This is a genomic window from Enterobacter sp. CPE_E1241 (assembly GCF_045618265.1).
GTDB classification, from domain to species: Bacteria; Pseudomonadota; Gammaproteobacteria; order Enterobacterales; family Enterobacteriaceae; genus Enterobacter; species Enterobacter adelaidei.
Window position 1 is genome coordinate 4049567 of sequence record NZ_JBIWYV010000001.1, and the last position, 14320, is coordinate 4063886.

A 14320-nucleotide genomic window follows, 5' to 3' on the forward strand; every position below is an offset into this window, starting at 1 on the left:
GACACGGCCCTAAGCAAGGTTCTGGTTTTCAAATTGTTCAGGACTGAGCCCACCACAGGCACTGTGGCGACGCCAGCGATTGTAATCGCACTCAATATAATTAAATACAGTTGTTCTCATCATTTCCCGGCTGATAAAGCGTTCACCGTGGATGCATTCCACTTTCAGCGAGTGGAAGAAGCTTTCCACACACGCATTGTCGTAACAGCAGCCTTTCGCGCTCATGCTCCCGCGCAGATTATGCCGCTTCAGCAACGCCTGATAGTCCGCTGAACAGTACTGGCTGCCACGGTCAGTATGAACAATGACATTTTTCGGGCGTTTACGCCGCCACAGCGCCATCTGCAACGCATCGCAGGTCAGTTGTGCCGTCATTCGCGGTGCCATTGACCAGCCGATGACAGCTCGCGACCACAGGTCAATCACCACTGCCAGATACAGCCAGCCTTCATCGGTGCGTAAGTAGGTGATGTCTCCCGACCACTTCTGATTCGGGCCGCTGGCGTAAAAGTCCTGCTTCAGCAGGTTCTCAGACACAGGCAAGCCATGCTCACGATAACTGACCGGGCTGAACTTGCGGGCTGCCTTTGCCCGAAGCCCCTGGCGACGCAGGCTGCCAGCTATCGTTTTGATGTTGTAGGCCGGGAGCTCATCCGCAAGCCGTGGCGCACCATACCGTTGTTTTGCATCAGTGAATGCTCTGAGAACCGCGGCATCACAGGCCAGACGGAACTGCTGTCGCGTGTTTATCTGATGACGCCGGGAGCACCAGGCATACCAGCCGCTACGGGCCACGCGCAGCACCCGGCACATGGCTTTGATGGTGAACTCAGCCTGATATTTTTCGATAAAAACATACTTCATTTCAGGAGCTTCGCGAAGTATGTCGCGGCCTTTTGGAGAATAGCCAGCTCCTCTGCCTGCTCCGCAAGCTGGCGTTTAAGCCGGGCATTTTCAGCATCCAGTTCGCTTTCGCGTGCAGATGATGTCAGTTGTTGCTGTTGTTTTTTTCGCCAGCCATAGAGTTGCGATTCATACAAACTGAGTTCGCGGGCAGCGGCAGCGACGCCAATGCGTTCAGCAAGCTTCAGAGCTTCCTGGCGGAATTCGGGAGTGTGCTGTTTACGCGGCTTTTTACTGACGGTTACTGATTTAGTCATGTGAGCTACCTCTGGTTGAGAGTTTACTCACTTAGTCGCGTGTCCACTATTGGCGGGTATCTGTGCCAACAGCTCTCAGGCCAAGGGCCGCGTTAAGCGCGCCAACCTGACGCTGCAGGAGCGGCTGGTTAAGGAGATGTGCCTGGAGAATATCACCTGCATTGATGCCGCCAACGCCTGGATCGAAACGTTCATCAGCGACTTCAACCACCGCTTTGCCAGACTGGCAAAATACCCGAAAAACCTTCACCGCACGGTCTAGAGAGCCACCTGGAACTGGACGACATTTTCGCCTGGCAGACGCTTCGGACGCTCTCAAAAGCACTGACTTTTCAGTATGAAAAAATCCTTTATCTGGTTGATCCCACTGACGAAAACTCACGCATAGTCGGAGAAGAAATCCTCGCTTTTGATTATACGGACGGTACGCTCAAATTCCGCCATGGAAACAGAACACTGAAATATCAGATGTTCGATAAGCTGGACTGCATCAGTCAGGGGCGCATCGTTGATAACAAAAGGCTTGACGCGGTGCTGAAGCTGGCGAAGGAAAAACAGGATGAGCTTGAAGCCGCAGGAAAAAGAAAGGCGCAGCCAGAGTATGCCTAAAAGGCGGGCACAGATTCAGGCTCAGCTCAGAGCCATCAATCCGGTTCTGGCTGAACCCTCTCTTTTCAAATCAAGCCTGAAAAAATGAGCTCACTGCCCTTTTTTCTTCATCAGAAATCAGCAGAAAGTGACATTTAAAACCGGGAAATCAGGGTGACATTATCAATAAGGAAAGACAGCGAGTATAATAGTTGTAATATCCGCACCTCCCCAGAACATCTGAATTTGTCTTTGACAGAAAGAACCGCGCTTCCGGCAGGAAGCCGGCCCCCTTGAAAACTCTCTTATCCTGTTAAAAAGCCTGATATGGTTCGGAGTTAGTCGGTGTTTCCTCCGGCAATAGTGCAGTTGGCTTCACAACAGCGTACATTATCACATCAGATTTATGCCAAAACGGCGTAACGCACTGGCCCACAAAAAGAAAATAAGGACGGTTACGACGCAGCAGCTACCCAGCGTGATCCAAAAGCCAAATCGCTGACAGAAAACAGGGAATAGTAAAAACATAGGTAGTGTCGGCACTACATACCAGAATGTATACCACGCATGATTGGCTATTTTTTGCTGACTCTGTCCTTCCAGCTTCATCCACACGAGCACAAGCACAGTAACCAGGGGAAGCGCGGCGACAAGACCACCAAGCCGATCACTACGCTTGGCAACTTCAGAGATAAAAACAACCATTCCGGCGGTGATCGCGTACTTAATCAGTAGCCATAACATCATAAACCCTCACTAATCCTGTAAGTTAACGGCCCTGCACCGACCTATCTCCCCAGCGCAATCCCGGTTTCGCGGTGTCTGTTACGGCCGTATTTTCTCATGCCTCGTCAGCCACGGTGAGGCTCTTTCAAGAGCTGGGTTGTATGAAAACGAAAAAACACAGCCAACAATAATTTACAAAATAACTTATTGACCCTGTATTTACTACAGGGTTTTTAATGCACATCAACAGGTGAGACGGCGATGATGCCGGTATCACCAGATGACCAGATAACCCAAGGAATATGACCATGAAAAATATCAAACTGCTTGTTGCTGCCAGTATGCTCTCCGTAGTCTCTTTCTCTGGCTTCGCCCAGTCAGTCAGTGTTACTGCTGACACACTCAGCAACGCGGAAGCGAAAATTGCCGCTATCGCCAAGGAATCCGGTGCTTCGTCCTACCGCATCACCAGTGCTGACCAGAACAACTTTGCCCGCATGACTGCAGTCCTAGATAAGTAACCCGGGACTGTACTACCCTGAACCTGACCAGTTAACGCAAGAGATGGTCGCAGAGCAAATAGCCGGACTGGCTGTCCCCCAGTGGGATGCATCTGGTTCCGCTGGCGACCTCACACGCAATCCCTCACTGTAACGTTTTCTGATCTCACCACGCTGGCCATAACAGATTGCCCTAGCCACTGCATTACGACCTTCTCTCCGGTTAAGCTGAGTCAGGATACGTCGGCGATAATACTCATCATAAATATAATTAAGAAGGTATAAATTGCTTCATTCGGCGCACTATTGTAAACGTTTTTGGCGGGACAGGATGTACTTGTGTGTACGAAACCGAGGGCCAACAATAAATATTGATTTAATGCAAAGGCCCATATAAGATTGATTTACAAGGTGATGGTGCTCCACCTTTCCCAACCGCCGGTTTTTCAACACCGGATGATGGCGCCTGATATACAGATGAAGTTGTCCTCTTATAGGCATGTATGTCAGGTATAGCTATGCAAAATAAAACCACATTACCGCTTACCGCAGAATCTCTCTCTTTTCAAAGAGATAATCCGATTTATGTCTTCGGTCATCGAAATCCTGACAGCGATGCTATTTGCAGCGCGCTGGTTGTGGCTGACTGGCTTAATTACACCGGTCGTCCCGCAACGCCCTGGCGCCTGGGGGATATCACCCCGGAAACCCGTTATATCCTCAACGCTGCGGGTGTTTCACAACCCGATTTACTCACCGTCGATCTGACAGATAAAACCGTATGGCTGGTTGATTTTACGGATGCAGAGCAGGGACCGTCTTCGCTGATGGACAGCAACGTCATCGGCATCATTGACCATCATCGTATTGGTACCCTTGTTACCCGCAATCCACCGGATGTCTGGGTGCGGGCGGTAGGATGCTGCGGAACAGTAATTCTCTCAATTCTCATGCATGACATTCCGATGCCGCTGACTGCCGCTCAGGCTGTGTTGCTGATGGGGGCGATCCTCAGTGATACCGTTGCGCTGACGGGTCCCACCACCACCACTCAGGATCAGGAATCCGTGGCTGTTTTGCGGGAAATCGCCGGTATCGATTATGACCAGTTTGTGACAGGGCTGCTGCGAGCCAAAACAGATATAACCGGGCAATCCGCGTCGGTTTTACTCAATCGTGACGCCAAAAATTACCGGATCCATGATGTGCCGCTGTTGTTGTCACAAATTGAGGTCCGCGACATGGCTGATATTACTCCCCTGTTGCCTGAGCTACTGCAGGAAATGGATAAAACCTGCAAGGACAGCGTGCTGGACATGGTGATCCTGATGGTGACAGACATTACCAGCCGGAACTCCGTTTTGCTTTTTTCAGACAGCAGCCTGACAGGCTCCCGCCAGGTATCGCTGCCCGGCATGACAAGCCGGAAAAAAGAAATCCTCCCCTGGCTGACCAACCGCTTCGCTTCTTATAAGAGGTGATTTATGCAAATTTACCGGCATGCCTTGTTACTTGTACAGAATGAAACCGATGGTCTGCTGTTGCTTGAGCAGGCAGAACGTCTGGCAAAAGAGATGGGCACCCGTATTACTGTCGGGCATCTCAGTGCTGACTATAGGGAACTGGATTATACCAGTGACTCATTAACCAAAGACCGTCAGTCCCGCGAAGTTATTGATGCAAAGGCAATGCTTAGCCGTCTGGTGGAGTCCAGCAGTATTGATATCAACGTCAGGTCCATCGTCAGCATCCATCGTTTCCGGGACGTTGAGGCCGTTGTTCAGCATGAAGATATCGATCTGGTCATGCTGGGGCATGAAAACCGCCTGTTCGGGGTTTTTTCCTCCTTTTCTTTCGAATTCATCAATCACCTTTCTGTTGATGTTCTGATTAAACATATTCCAGCCCCTTAAAAGAAGGTCAAACTTATGAGCTTTGAAATTGAATGTATCATCGCAAGAGAAATTCTGGATTCCCGCGGTAACCCGACCGTAGAGGTTGAAGTGACTTCTGTAGGGGGCAGTATGGCCCGTGCCTCCGTTCCTTCCGGTGCCAGCACCGGCTCCCGTGAAGCCATCGAGCATCGCGATGATGACAAGACACGTTTTGGCGGTAAAGGTGTTCAGGATGCGGTCCAGTGCGTCAATACCGAAATTAACGATGCCCTGCAGGGCTACGATGTACGCCGCCAGAAAGAAATCGACAACTGTCTGATTGCCCTTGATGGCACAGAAAACAAAGGCCGGCTGGGTGCTAATGCGATCCTTGGCGTATCGCTGGCAGTATCCCGCCTGGCGGCACAACTATCCTCTACCCCGCTCTACCGCTATCTGGGTGGCGTCGGCGCGAATCTGCTGCCGGTTCCCTGTATGAATATCATTAACGGCGGAGTTCATGCCCGCTGGCAGGGCGCTGATTTTCAGGAGTTTATGATTGCACCATGGGGAGCCTCTTCCGTACGCGAAGCTATTCGCTGGGGCAGTGAGGTCTACCAGGCCCTGCGTCAGGTCCTGCTGGAAAAAGGTTTATCCGCCGGCGTGGGCGATGAAGGCGGTTTTGCACCGGCCGTTTCCTCAAACCGTCAGCCGCTGGAGCTTATCGTGGAGGCAATTAGCAAGGCGGGATACCGCCCAGGCGAAGATATCGTTATTTGCATGGATCCGGCCTCCAGTGAATTCTACGTCGATGGGAAATATACCCTGCGTACCGAAAATACCCGGCTCAGCGCCGACGAAATGACCCGCTACTATGAGCAACTGGTGAAGGATTTCCCGATAGTCCTGATTGAAGATGGCCTTGCGGAAGACGACTGGGCCGGCTGGCAGCTCCTGCACCGCGCGCTCGGCGATAAAGTTGAGCTGGTTGGCGATGATATCTTTGTGACCAATGTGAAATATATCCAGCGAGGTATCGATGAAAACCTGGCCAATGCCGCATTGATCAAACTGAACCAGATAGGCACCCTGAGTGAAACCATCGAAGCCGTCCAGTTGTGTCAGGATAACAACTGGGGAACCTTTATTTCGCACCGGAGCGGGGAAACCGTGGACAGCTTCATTGCAGATATGACCGTCGGCCTGCGGGCTGGTCACCTGAAAACCGGTGCACCCAGCCGTGGGGAGCGCATTGAGAAATACAATCAACTGATGCGTATTGAAGATGAATTAGGTGATGCCGCCATCTTCGCCGGTAAAGCCGCCTTCAAAAAACGCTGATTCCGTCACCCTTCCCGTATGCTCAGATACGGGAAGGGGTAGGGTGGTTCTGTGAACGGAAAAATACTCATACTGTAACAGCAACGGGGATCCAGGCAAACTGTCTGGTTTTCCTGATCGCTGATGCCTTTTTTAATATACTGCCGGATGATACCAGTGCCGTTGTAATCGCGCTGTTCATCGGGAGCGGTGCCCATCTTCTGATGCGTCACCTCCTTGACCGGAGTCCAGGTAAATCCGGGTAATCAGTACAAACAACTCAACGGGTTCAGGTCCTTCCGGTTCAGTTGTGGGTGACAGACAGGTAGTTGTTATGGGGAAAATTATTTTACTCCGCCATGGCGAAAGTTAGTTGAATCGCAAAATCGTTTTACCGGATGGGAAAATGTCCCGCTGATGCTGAAAGGAGTGGAGGAAACCCGGCGCGCAGCAAACCTGATAAAACGGTCCGGAATCAGTGTGCCACTACAATCATAGATGGAGCCTGCACATCCGTTCTGAACCGGGCAATTCATTCGCTCTGGCTGATAATGGAAGCGCTGAATCAATTGTGGTTACCGGTGGACAAATCATGGCGGTTAAATGAACGTCATTACGGTGCGCTTCAGGGAATGAACAAAGATGAAGCCACTCAACAGATTGGCCAGAAAATCGTTTATCACTGGCGGAGGAGCTATCGTGGTATCTCCCCTCCGTTGCCGGATGCACCTGCTTCACTTCATCGTGAGGCACGTTATCGTCATGTGTCCCTGACGGATTTGCCGGGGGGAGAAAGTCTGGAAATGACGCAACGAAGGTTGTTGCCTTACTGGCACCACGTCATTGTCCTGCGCGTCGCCAGTGGCGAAACCATGTTGCTGGTCAGTCATGCTAATACACTGCGTGCGCTGACCATGTTTATTGAGCAGATTGATGAAAATAAGGTTCCCGATCTGCATGTCCTGACGGGAATCCCCGTACTGTATGAAATGAATGAAAAACGGGCCATCACCGCACGTTATTCCCTTGAATGACGGTCTGATGGTGCCCTGATTTCAGCGAGGTGGTATGTACAAATCATTATTCGCGGTGGTGATAGGCGGATCGATCGGCTGTGTGATCCGCTGGATACTGTCCATGCGTCTCAATGCACTTTTCCCCAATCTTCCACCTGGTACCCTGGTGGTTAATCTGGTTGGCGGATTTATCATCGGTATGGCACTGGCCTTTTTTGTCCGGCAGCCTCACCTTGATCCCGCCTGGAAGTTTTTTATTACCACCGGCATATGTGGCGGTATGACAACCTTTTCCACCTTTTCTGCTGAGGTGGTGGTGTTACTTCAGAATGGCAATTATGCATGGGCTGTCATTTCCGTACTGACGCACGTAACTGGCTCGCTTCTGATGACTGCCACTGGTTTCTTTGTGATGACACTGCTGTAAAAGCATATGCGCCATACACTTAACCGCGCCATGTCTCCGGCAGATTTTCATTTTATCGCCATAACAACATACCTGACCTGCCGGGTCAGGTATTTCCGGAGAAGGGTGTATGGAGATGCTCCCTGAGAATATCGTGAAGGGACTTTCCGAAGCCGAGGTGCAGACCCGGCTGGGTCAATGTGGCTATAACGAAGTGCGTGAACAGCCTCCGGACCAGGTGCGTGCTATCCTCAAACGTCTGCTGGGTCCCATCCCCTGGATGCTCGAAATTGCGCTGGTACTTGAAGTGGTTCTGGGAAAGACGACTGAACCAGTGCGCGCTCAGACAACGACGAACCATCCATTCACCTCATTCGGAGGTCACAGATAGTCGCTGTCTCACACGCCGAATCCCCTCCTGAGTTCACCACGATCCAGCAGGTCATGGCGGCGTCCGGCGCCATGATCCTAGCAGTCGCAACCGGCAGCGACGGTCATCCCCATATCCGCGGGTTGCAATCATTAGTCGAAGCACTAGGCGATGATACGGCAGGACTCGTCAGGGATACGGTTTCCAGTGAAAGATTAGACTTATTGCTGCCGGCAGTAGTGTCAGCGTTGCCAGTGTGGCTGAAAGCAGCCCACCAATAATGGCAAATGCCATCGGTCCCCAGAAAACATCCCGGGCAATCGGCAGCATCCCGAGAATGGCCGCCGAAGCGGTCAGCATGATGGGGCGTGAACGGTGCAGCGCAGCGACTTTGATCGCCTCATCCGCAGTGAAACCATTTTTCATCCCCACATCCACTTCGCTAATAAGAATGACGGCATTACGGATGATCATCCCGGCCAGTGCAATGATCCCCAGCAGCGCCACAAACCCCATCGGTATGCCAAAAGGCAGCATAGCCACAACTATCCCAGGCAAACCAAACGGTGCCATCAGCAGGGCCAGCAGCATCGACGAAAAGCGTTGTAACTGAATCATCAGCAGTAACAGCATCACCATCAGCGTGACAGGCAATACCGCATACACTGAGCTGTTTCCTTTCTCCGATTCCACAACCACTCCACCTTCCTCCACACTGTAACCCGGCGGGAGACTCTCCCGGAAACCGGCAACCACCGGAGAGAGTGCCGATGACACGGTCTCTGCACGAACGCCGGGCGCGGTATCCGACTGAACCGTGATAAACGGCAACCGCTGCCGACGCCAGATAACCGGATCATCCAGCGTCCATTCTGGCGTGGCGACCTGTCCCAGGGGAACTTTATTCCCGGTCGATGATGTCAGCATCAGAGCATTCAGTAACGCCGGGTTTTGTCGTGAGGCTTCATTTCCCCGCAGCACCACATCAATCTGGCGGTTACGGTCGCGCAGGGTGGTCACGGTGGTTCCGGAAAACAGCGTGGCAAGCGTTCCTGCCAGTGACTGAGACGTCATGCCGGTGGCACGCGCCTGCGTCTGATCCACCCGCAGACGGATGACCCGCTCCGGTTCACCGGACGTCAGATTGACACCCCGGGTATCGGGATTGCGGGCAATCATCCCTGCCAGTTGCGTGGCCAGTTCACGTACACGGGTATTATCCGGCCCGGATACCCGGTATCTGACCGGCCAGCCCACCGGAGGGCCCAGCTCCAGTGTGGATACCCGGGTTGTGAGCGTACTGAAATCTTTCGACAGGATCTGCTCAAGCTGTTTCTGCAGCCGGTTTCTCGCCGCTTCATTTTTCGCCACTACGACCAGCTGGGCAATGTTCTCTTTCTGCAGCAGAACATCCATCGGCAGATAAAAACGCACAGCGCCGGAACCGATGTAGCTTGAGTAATGGTCAATATCAGGATTATCGCGCAACTTCGCTTCAAACTTCAGGACGTCGCGGTGCGTCTGTGCCTGGCTGACATTCTGCGGCAGAGTCAGGCTCACCAGCAGCTCCGGGCGATCGGACGCTGGGAAAAACTCACCCTGCATCAGCAGGGCTCCGCCCCCGGACAATATCAGTATCGCCAGGGCACAACCGAGTGTCTTGCGCCGGTGCTGCATCACCCGGTCGAGCAGGCGGGTATAATGACGGTGAAAGAAACTGTGCTTATGTGACTGATGTGAATGCTGTTCCGGCAGTAACCAGACGCCGGTAAGCGGCGAGAAAAGAACCGCAACCAGCCATGAGCTCAGCAGCGCTGTCAGTACCACCACAAACAGGGAGTAGCAGTATTCTCCTGCGCTCGATGCCGCAAATCCCACCGGTATAAATCCGGCAATCATCACCAGTGTCCCCGTCAGCATCGGGAACGCGGTGGTACGAAATACCTGCGTGGCGGCCACACTCAGGGCATCGCCAGCCTCAAGCCGCGACACCATGGCTTCTACGGTGATCATGGCATCATCAACCAGCAGTCCCAGTGCAATGATCAGGGCACCGAGGGAGATTCGCTGTAGCCCTATTCCGGCCAGTTCCATCCCGGTAAATGTCATGGCCAGCACCAGCGGAATGGCCACGGCGACCACCAGACCTGCCCGGCTGCCCAGCGAAACAAAAGAAACGGCCAGCACAATAATAACGGCCTCAACCAGCACCTGGACGAATCCTCCCACCGCGTCACTGACTACGGCCGACTGGTCTGCCACCTTCTCCACACTGATCCCGTAAGGAAGATGCGTGCGGATCCTGTCCATCGTCGCGTTCAGCGCCCGACCAAAATCAACAATATTTCCACCGCGAGCCATCGAAATCGCCAGCCCGAGTGCTGGTTTACCGTTAACCCTAAACTCCGGTGAGGGCGGATCTGCCTGCTGCAGTGTGACCGTGGCCAAATCGGTGAGTGGGATAAAACGGTTTCCGGTATGCAGCACAATTTGCCGCAGGCTGTCCACGGATGTGAAGGCGCCACTGACTTCCACCGACATATTTTCCTGTGATGTCCGGATACGTCCGGCGGGCGTGACGGCATTCTGTGCCTGCAGAGCCGCCGTCACCTGCTGAAGATCGAGTCCCATTCCCGACAGTTTCAGTGGATCAAAAGCAATCACCACCTGTTGTTCGCTGTCACCCAGCAGCGTAACTTTCCCTGTTCCCGGAACAGCCAGCAGAGATGTCCGGATATCATCGACGGTATCGCGTAACTGCCGGGGAGTGAAGCCGTCCGACGTGAAGCCATAAATTGTGCCGTATGTATCATCGAATTCATCATCCACGGCCGGGGTGGTGGTGCCGTCCGGCAGGGATGCCCGGATGTCGTCCATCTTTTTCCGCACGCTATACCAGATACCCGCAACCTCTGACGGCGGTGTGTCATCACGCAGGTTCACAAAAATCACCGACGAGCCCGGACGCGTGTAACTCTCGATATAATCCAGATGTGGGATTTCCTGGAGCTTCTTCTCCAGCGTGTCGGTGACGAAACTGACGGTATCTTTTACCGTTGCGCCCGGCCACTGTGCCGACACCACGGCGGTCTTAATGGTAAACGCCGGATCTTCGCTGCGCGGCAGATTTAGAAAGCTCATGACGCCTGTCACCGTGACCATCAGCATCAGAAAAGCCACCAGTTGTCGGTGGGCCAGTGCCCAGGCAGAAAGATTAAAACCGCCGGAAGCGTGCATAACATTTTTCATTTTTGGTTCTCCGTCAGCACGTTTTCCCCGTCACGTAACTGACTGACCCCGGCAGTGACCACCTGTTCACCGGCTGTCAGCCCTTTGCGGATGAGCACCGAATCGGTCATATAGGCCGCAATGTCAACGGGTGTCAGGCGCAGGCGATTTTTGCCGGTGTCCACCACGAACACTGCCGGTTTCTGTTCTTTCCTCGTCAGGGCAGATGCCGGTACCTGAAACACTTCACTGCCGCCCAGGGGTAATGACCCGGTGACCGTCGCCCCCATAGCCATTACCGCGGGTGCATTCTCAAGGTCATAGCGTACCCGCCAGGTCCGGGTCTGTGTGTCGGCCTGCGGGCTGATGTCACGCAGCGTTCCGGTTACCGACACCGACGGGTTATCCGCCATACGCAGGGTGAGTGTCTGCTGCTGTTTCAGGGTGTCAGCCAGAGCCCCCGGTACGCTGAAGACCGCATCACGGGCCCCTGACTGCGCCACCCGCAGGATTTCCTGTCCGGTGGTCACTACCTGTCCCGGACCGGCGCTGACGGTGGTGACCACCCCGGTAACCGGTGAGAGCAGTCGCGCATACCCCAGACGGTCCGCTGCACTGCTCAGGTCGGCCTGAGCGCTCTGCAGTTTTGCTGTTGCCGTGTCGCGGTTTGTGCGGGCCTCGTCAAGCTGAACCCGGGCAACCGCACCCTGCGGGGCAAGCAGCGTCATGCGTCGCAGGTTTATCTCAGCAAGCCTGGCGCTTGCCTCGGCTTCCTGTACTGCCGCCTGAGCACTGCGGTACTGATTACGCAAATCGGTATCATCCAGTTCAGCCAGTACCTGCCCGGCAACCACTGACTGCCCCACATCCGTGAGTCGTTTCACCATCCGGCCATCGGTACGGAAGCCGATAATCGTCTCTTCATGGGGCAATATTTCACCGGTCATCAGCGTCTGTCCGCCATGATTGCCGGCAGATACCTCCGTGGTCATCACCGGTCTTGGTGGGACATGGCGGGATACCGGCTCATTATCACAGCCGGTCAGTTGCAGGGCGAGGGCGAAAACCAGGGCTGAGCCCCGTCGCCAGAAAAGCAAAGACGCTATCAGGGGGATGAATGAATATGATGGCATGGCAGCCTCCGGAAAAAATGCTGCCATGAGTAAACCGCAGGTGTGTCCAGATACGTTCGACGAACCATCAAGATTTGGTCAAGAAAAGTGAAAAAGAAAACTCATACGGGCAGTTTCACCCGAAACAGGAGTCCGTTCCCCTCTTGCGGGATACTGGCGGTCAGCGTTCCGCCGTGAGACTCACAAATGGCTCTGGCAATCGACAGACCCAGTCCACTGCCTCCTGAATGACGGGAACGGGAAACATCAGAACGGGTAAACCGGTCAAACATCACCGGCAGAAAATCCGGTTCGACGCCCGCGCCGTAATCCCGGAAGGAGAACGTCCAGTAGCCTGACTGAACGGAACCCTGTATCGTTTGCTTCCCGCCTTCCGTCGCGTAACGCAGTGCGTTCTCCATTAAAATGGTAAAGACCTGTCCGATTCGCAGCGGGTCCGCACAACATTCTCCCGGAGGGATATCCGTGTCGTAACCGAAATGCCCGGCGGTAGCCTGTGGCCGTAGCCAGGCAATCTTTTCCTGCAGTAATCCGGCGGGTGAGAAGCGTTGTTTATTCAGCGTAAGCTGCCCTGCATCAGCCAGTGAGAGCAGGTGCAAATCATCAATCAGACGGCTGAGGCTCAGGAGCTGGTTCATCACCATATTCATCTGCGCTTTATCAGCCGGGAATACGCCGTCCATCATTCCCTGTAGACGGCCCACCGCGGCCGTCAGTGGAGAGCGCAGTTCATGCGCGGCTGCAACATGAGATGCCCGTAATTCCCGGTCATAACGTTCAAGTCTTTCGGCCATGGTATTGAAGTTCTGCGTAAACAACATCAATTCAGAGGGCGCACTTGCATCCATTTTTGAGCGAGTGGTAAAACGCCCCTGCGCTATCGCTGCGGAGGCTCGCGTCAGCAGACCGAACTGCCGGGCGAGAGGCCGGGCGGCCAGCAAACCGAGCATAATTATCAGCGGTGTCACAAACAGGACCAGCCCTCCCAGCGTCAGCCAGTCTGTTGACGCAATGGACGGATCTGAGAACTGCAGTCCGTACCAGTCATCAATAATTTCATGGTAACGGATGCGATTAAGATCGGGATTTTCCCGCAGATGCAGAAATTCCTGTCGTACCGCCTCCGGCATCCGATGCTGTACCCAGGCATCCAGCAGGGCAAAACGCAGCCACATGCACAGGGCGATAAGCACGACACTTCCGGCCGCCAGCGACAACACCCTGACGCAAATCCAGCGCCATAATGAACGGGACTCTCTTTTTTTCATGGCTGCAGATACCGGTAACCGATCCCTCTCACGCTGGTCAGCACACCGCTGACCCCCGCTTTTTCCAGTTTGCGGCGTAGGTTATAGATGTGTGTATCAACCACCCTCTCCAGCGCATCACTTTCCGGCAGGCAGTGTTCAAGCAGCGTCTGACGGGAACAGACGCTCCGGGGGCGGGTCATCATCATGTCCAGCAGTGAAAACTCGGTGGGGGTCAGCTCAAGGTGCACCCGGTTTTCATCGTGAATAACAGCGACTGACATGGTGTCCCGGTTGAGTTCAACGGCCCCCACCCGGCGATAATTTTCAGCGCTAGCATGCGCTGCCGCCCCACGCCGTAACACCGCCTGCACCCGGGCCACGACCTCACCCGGATGATAAGGTTTGACGACATAATCATCCGCACCGAAGCGTAAGGCCCCGATACGGTCCGGGGCCTCGCCCATTGCGGTGACCATTATCACGGGAACATCGGATTCGCGGCGCAGCCGGCTGAGTATTTCTGTTCCGGTCATACCCGGCAGCATGATATCAAGCAGAATAAGTGCAGGATGCTGGGTAAGGGCGGCTTCAAGTCCTGCTTTTCCATCATGGGCCAGTATGACCCCGAAGTTTTCACGGCGAAGATAGGCTTCGAGCACATTCGCCGCATCCCGGTCGTCCTCGATAATCAGAATACGTTTTGTGTTCATTCATTCTGCCTTGATGGTTTCTTGATGGTTTCCACGCTG

Annotated in this window: 13 protein-coding genes, 2 pseudogenes and 1 riboswitch; of the genes and pseudogenes, 8 read left to right on the forward strand and 7 right to left on the reverse strand. The window is 53.9% G+C overall.

Going from position 1 to position 14320, the window contains the following annotated elements:
• Positions 1-9: 9 nt before the first annotated feature.
• Positions 10-1160 (reverse strand): IS3 family transposase gene (locus tag ACJ9Y9_RS19800; RefSeq protein ID WP_085954962.1). Its coding sequence is split into 2 segments (ribosomal slippage): positions 10-899 and positions 899-1160, totalling 1152 coding nucleotides; the frame shifts between segments, so codons are not numbered across the junction.
• 58 nt (positions 1161-1218) lie between these two features.
• Between ACJ9Y9_RS19800 and ACJ9Y9_RS19805 the strand changes: the two are divergent.
• Positions 1219-1857 (forward strand): annotated as a pseudogene (locus tag ACJ9Y9_RS19805) (ISNCY family transposase); the annotation flags it as partial.
• A gap of 284 nt (positions 1858-2141) precedes the next feature.
• Here the strand turns inward: ACJ9Y9_RS19805 and ACJ9Y9_RS19810 are convergent.
• Positions 2142-2492: a DUF3147 family protein gene (locus tag ACJ9Y9_RS19810; protein WP_016154441.1), complete on the reverse strand. Its 351-nt coding sequence runs from the start codon at positions 2490-2492 to the stop codon at positions 2142-2144.
• A 290-nt stretch (positions 2493-2782) separates the two neighbouring features.
• Between ACJ9Y9_RS19810 and ACJ9Y9_RS19815 the strand changes: the two genes are divergently transcribed.
• Positions 2783-2995, forward strand: a complete 213-nt coding sequence (locus ACJ9Y9_RS19815) for a YdgH/BhsA/McbA-like domain containing protein (protein ID WP_009652456.1) — start codon at positions 2783-2785, stop codon at positions 2993-2995.
• A 120-nt stretch (positions 2996-3115) separates the two neighbouring features.
• On the opposite strand, the pseudogene ACJ9Y9_RS19820 reads toward ACJ9Y9_RS19815, so the two are convergent.
• Positions 3116-3259, reverse strand: a pseudogene (locus tag ACJ9Y9_RS19820) (Tn3 family transposase); the annotation flags it as partial.
• Positions 3260-3375: 116 nt separating this feature from the next.
• Positions 3376-3450: riboswitch (Fluoride riboswitch) on the forward strand.
• Positions 3451-3492: 42 nt separating this feature from the next.
• Between ACJ9Y9_RS19820 and ACJ9Y9_RS19825 the strand changes: the two are divergent.
• The 6 genes from ACJ9Y9_RS19825 (at position 3493) to ACJ9Y9_RS19850 (ending at position 7981) form a co-directional block, all read left to right on the forward strand.
• A complete protein-coding gene (locus tag ACJ9Y9_RS19825) occupies positions 3493-4455 on the forward strand; it encodes a DHHA2 domain-containing protein (protein ID WP_009652407.1) in 963 nt (320 codons plus the stop codon).
• Between the two features lie 3 nt (positions 4456-4458).
• A complete protein-coding gene (locus ACJ9Y9_RS19830; protein ID WP_009652460.1) occupies positions 4459-4887 on the forward strand; it encodes a universal stress protein in 429 nt (142 codons plus the stop codon).
• 15 nt (positions 4888-4902) lie between these two features.
• On the forward strand, positions 4903-6189 hold the full coding sequence (eno, locus tag ACJ9Y9_RS19835; RefSeq protein ID WP_009652415.1) for a phosphopyruvate hydratase: 1287 nt from the start codon (positions 4903-4905) through the stop codon (positions 6187-6189).
• Positions 6190-6566: 377 nt separating this feature from the next.
• Positions 6567-7202, forward strand: a complete 636-nt coding sequence (locus ACJ9Y9_RS19840) for a 2,3-bisphosphoglycerate-dependent phosphoglycerate mutase (protein ID WP_223175621.1) — start codon at positions 6567-6569, stop codon at positions 7200-7202.
• A gap of 34 nt (positions 7203-7236) precedes the next feature.
• A complete protein-coding gene (crcB, locus tag ACJ9Y9_RS19845; protein WP_016154442.1) occupies positions 7237-7611 on the forward strand; it encodes a fluoride efflux transporter CrcB in 375 nt (124 codons plus the stop codon).
• Between the two features lie 109 nt (positions 7612-7720).
• A complete protein-coding gene (locus tag ACJ9Y9_RS19850; RefSeq protein WP_016154443.1) occupies positions 7721-7981 on the forward strand; it encodes a cation-transporting P-type ATPase in 261 nt (86 codons plus the stop codon).
• Positions 7982-8149: 168 nt separating this feature from the next.
• Here the strand turns inward: ACJ9Y9_RS19850 and ACJ9Y9_RS19855 are convergent, their stop codons facing one another.
• From ACJ9Y9_RS19855 to ACJ9Y9_RS19870, 4 genes are all read right to left on the reverse strand, one after another.
• Positions 8150-11209: an efflux RND transporter permease subunit gene (locus tag ACJ9Y9_RS19855; protein ID WP_016154444.1), complete on the reverse strand. Its 3060-nt coding sequence runs from the start codon at positions 11207-11209 to the stop codon at positions 8150-8152.
• Positions 11206-12321: an efflux RND transporter periplasmic adaptor subunit gene (locus ACJ9Y9_RS19860; RefSeq protein WP_009652501.1), complete on the reverse strand. Its 1116-nt coding sequence runs from the start codon at positions 12319-12321 to the stop codon at positions 11206-11208. The genes ACJ9Y9_RS19855 and ACJ9Y9_RS19860 overlap by 4 nt, the downstream gene beginning before the upstream one ends.
• Positions 12322-12422: 101 nt before the next feature.
• Complete coding sequence (locus ACJ9Y9_RS19865) at positions 12423-13589, reverse strand: cell wall metabolism sensor histidine kinase WalK (RefSeq protein WP_009652412.1); 1167 nt, start codon at positions 13587-13589, stop codon at positions 12423-12425.
• Entirely contained in the window at positions 13586-14281 is a 696-nt protein-coding gene (locus ACJ9Y9_RS19870; protein ID WP_032950081.1) for a response regulator, read from the reverse strand. Before ACJ9Y9_RS19870 ends, ACJ9Y9_RS19865 begins: the two co-directional genes overlap by 4 nt.
• Positions 14282-14320 lie beyond the last annotated feature (39 nt).

Excerpts from the sequence above, each read along its gene's own strand:
- ACJ9Y9_RS19810 (WP_016154441.1), bottom strand. The coding sequence starts at position 2,492 with ATGTTATGGCTACTGATTAAGTACGCGATCACCGCCGGAATGGTTGTT.
- ACJ9Y9_RS19815 (WP_009652456.1), top strand. The coding sequence starts at position 2,783 with ATGAAAAATATCAAACTGCTTGTTGCTGCCAGTATGCTCTCCGTAGTC.
- eno (WP_009652415.1), top strand. The coding sequence starts at position 4,903 with ATGAGCTTTGAAATTGAATGTATCATCGCAAGAGAAATTCTGGATTCC.
- ACJ9Y9_RS19855 (WP_016154444.1), bottom strand. The coding sequence starts at position 11,209 with ATGAAAAATGTTATGCACGCTTCCGGCGGTTTTAATCTTTCTGCCTGG.
- ACJ9Y9_RS19865 (WP_009652412.1), bottom strand. The coding sequence starts at position 13,589 with ATGAAAAAAAGAGAGTCCCGTTCATTATGGCGCTGGATTTGCGTCAGG.
- ACJ9Y9_RS19830 (WP_009652460.1), top strand. The coding sequence starts at position 4,459 with ATGCAAATTTACCGGCATGCCTTGTTACTTGTACAGAATGAAACCGAT.
- ACJ9Y9_RS19840 (WP_223175621.1), top strand. The coding sequence starts at position 6,567 with ATGGGAAAATGTCCCGCTGATGCTGAAAGGAGTGGAGGAAACCCGGCG.
- crcB (WP_016154442.1), top strand. The coding sequence starts at position 7,237 with ATGTACAAATCATTATTCGCGGTGGTGATAGGCGGATCGATCGGCTGT.
- ACJ9Y9_RS19870 (WP_032950081.1), bottom strand. The coding sequence starts at position 14,281 with ATGAACACAAAACGTATTCTGATTATCGAGGACGACCGGGATGCGGCG.
- ACJ9Y9_RS19860 (WP_009652501.1), bottom strand. The coding sequence starts at position 12,321 with ATGCCATCATATTCATTCATCCCCCTGATAGCGTCTTTGCTTTTCTGG.
- ACJ9Y9_RS19850 (WP_016154443.1), top strand. The coding sequence starts at position 7,721 with ATGGAGATGCTCCCTGAGAATATCGTGAAGGGACTTTCCGAAGCCGAG.
- ACJ9Y9_RS19825 (WP_009652407.1), top strand. The coding sequence starts at position 3,493 with ATGCAAAATAAAACCACATTACCGCTTACCGCAGAATCTCTCTCTTTT.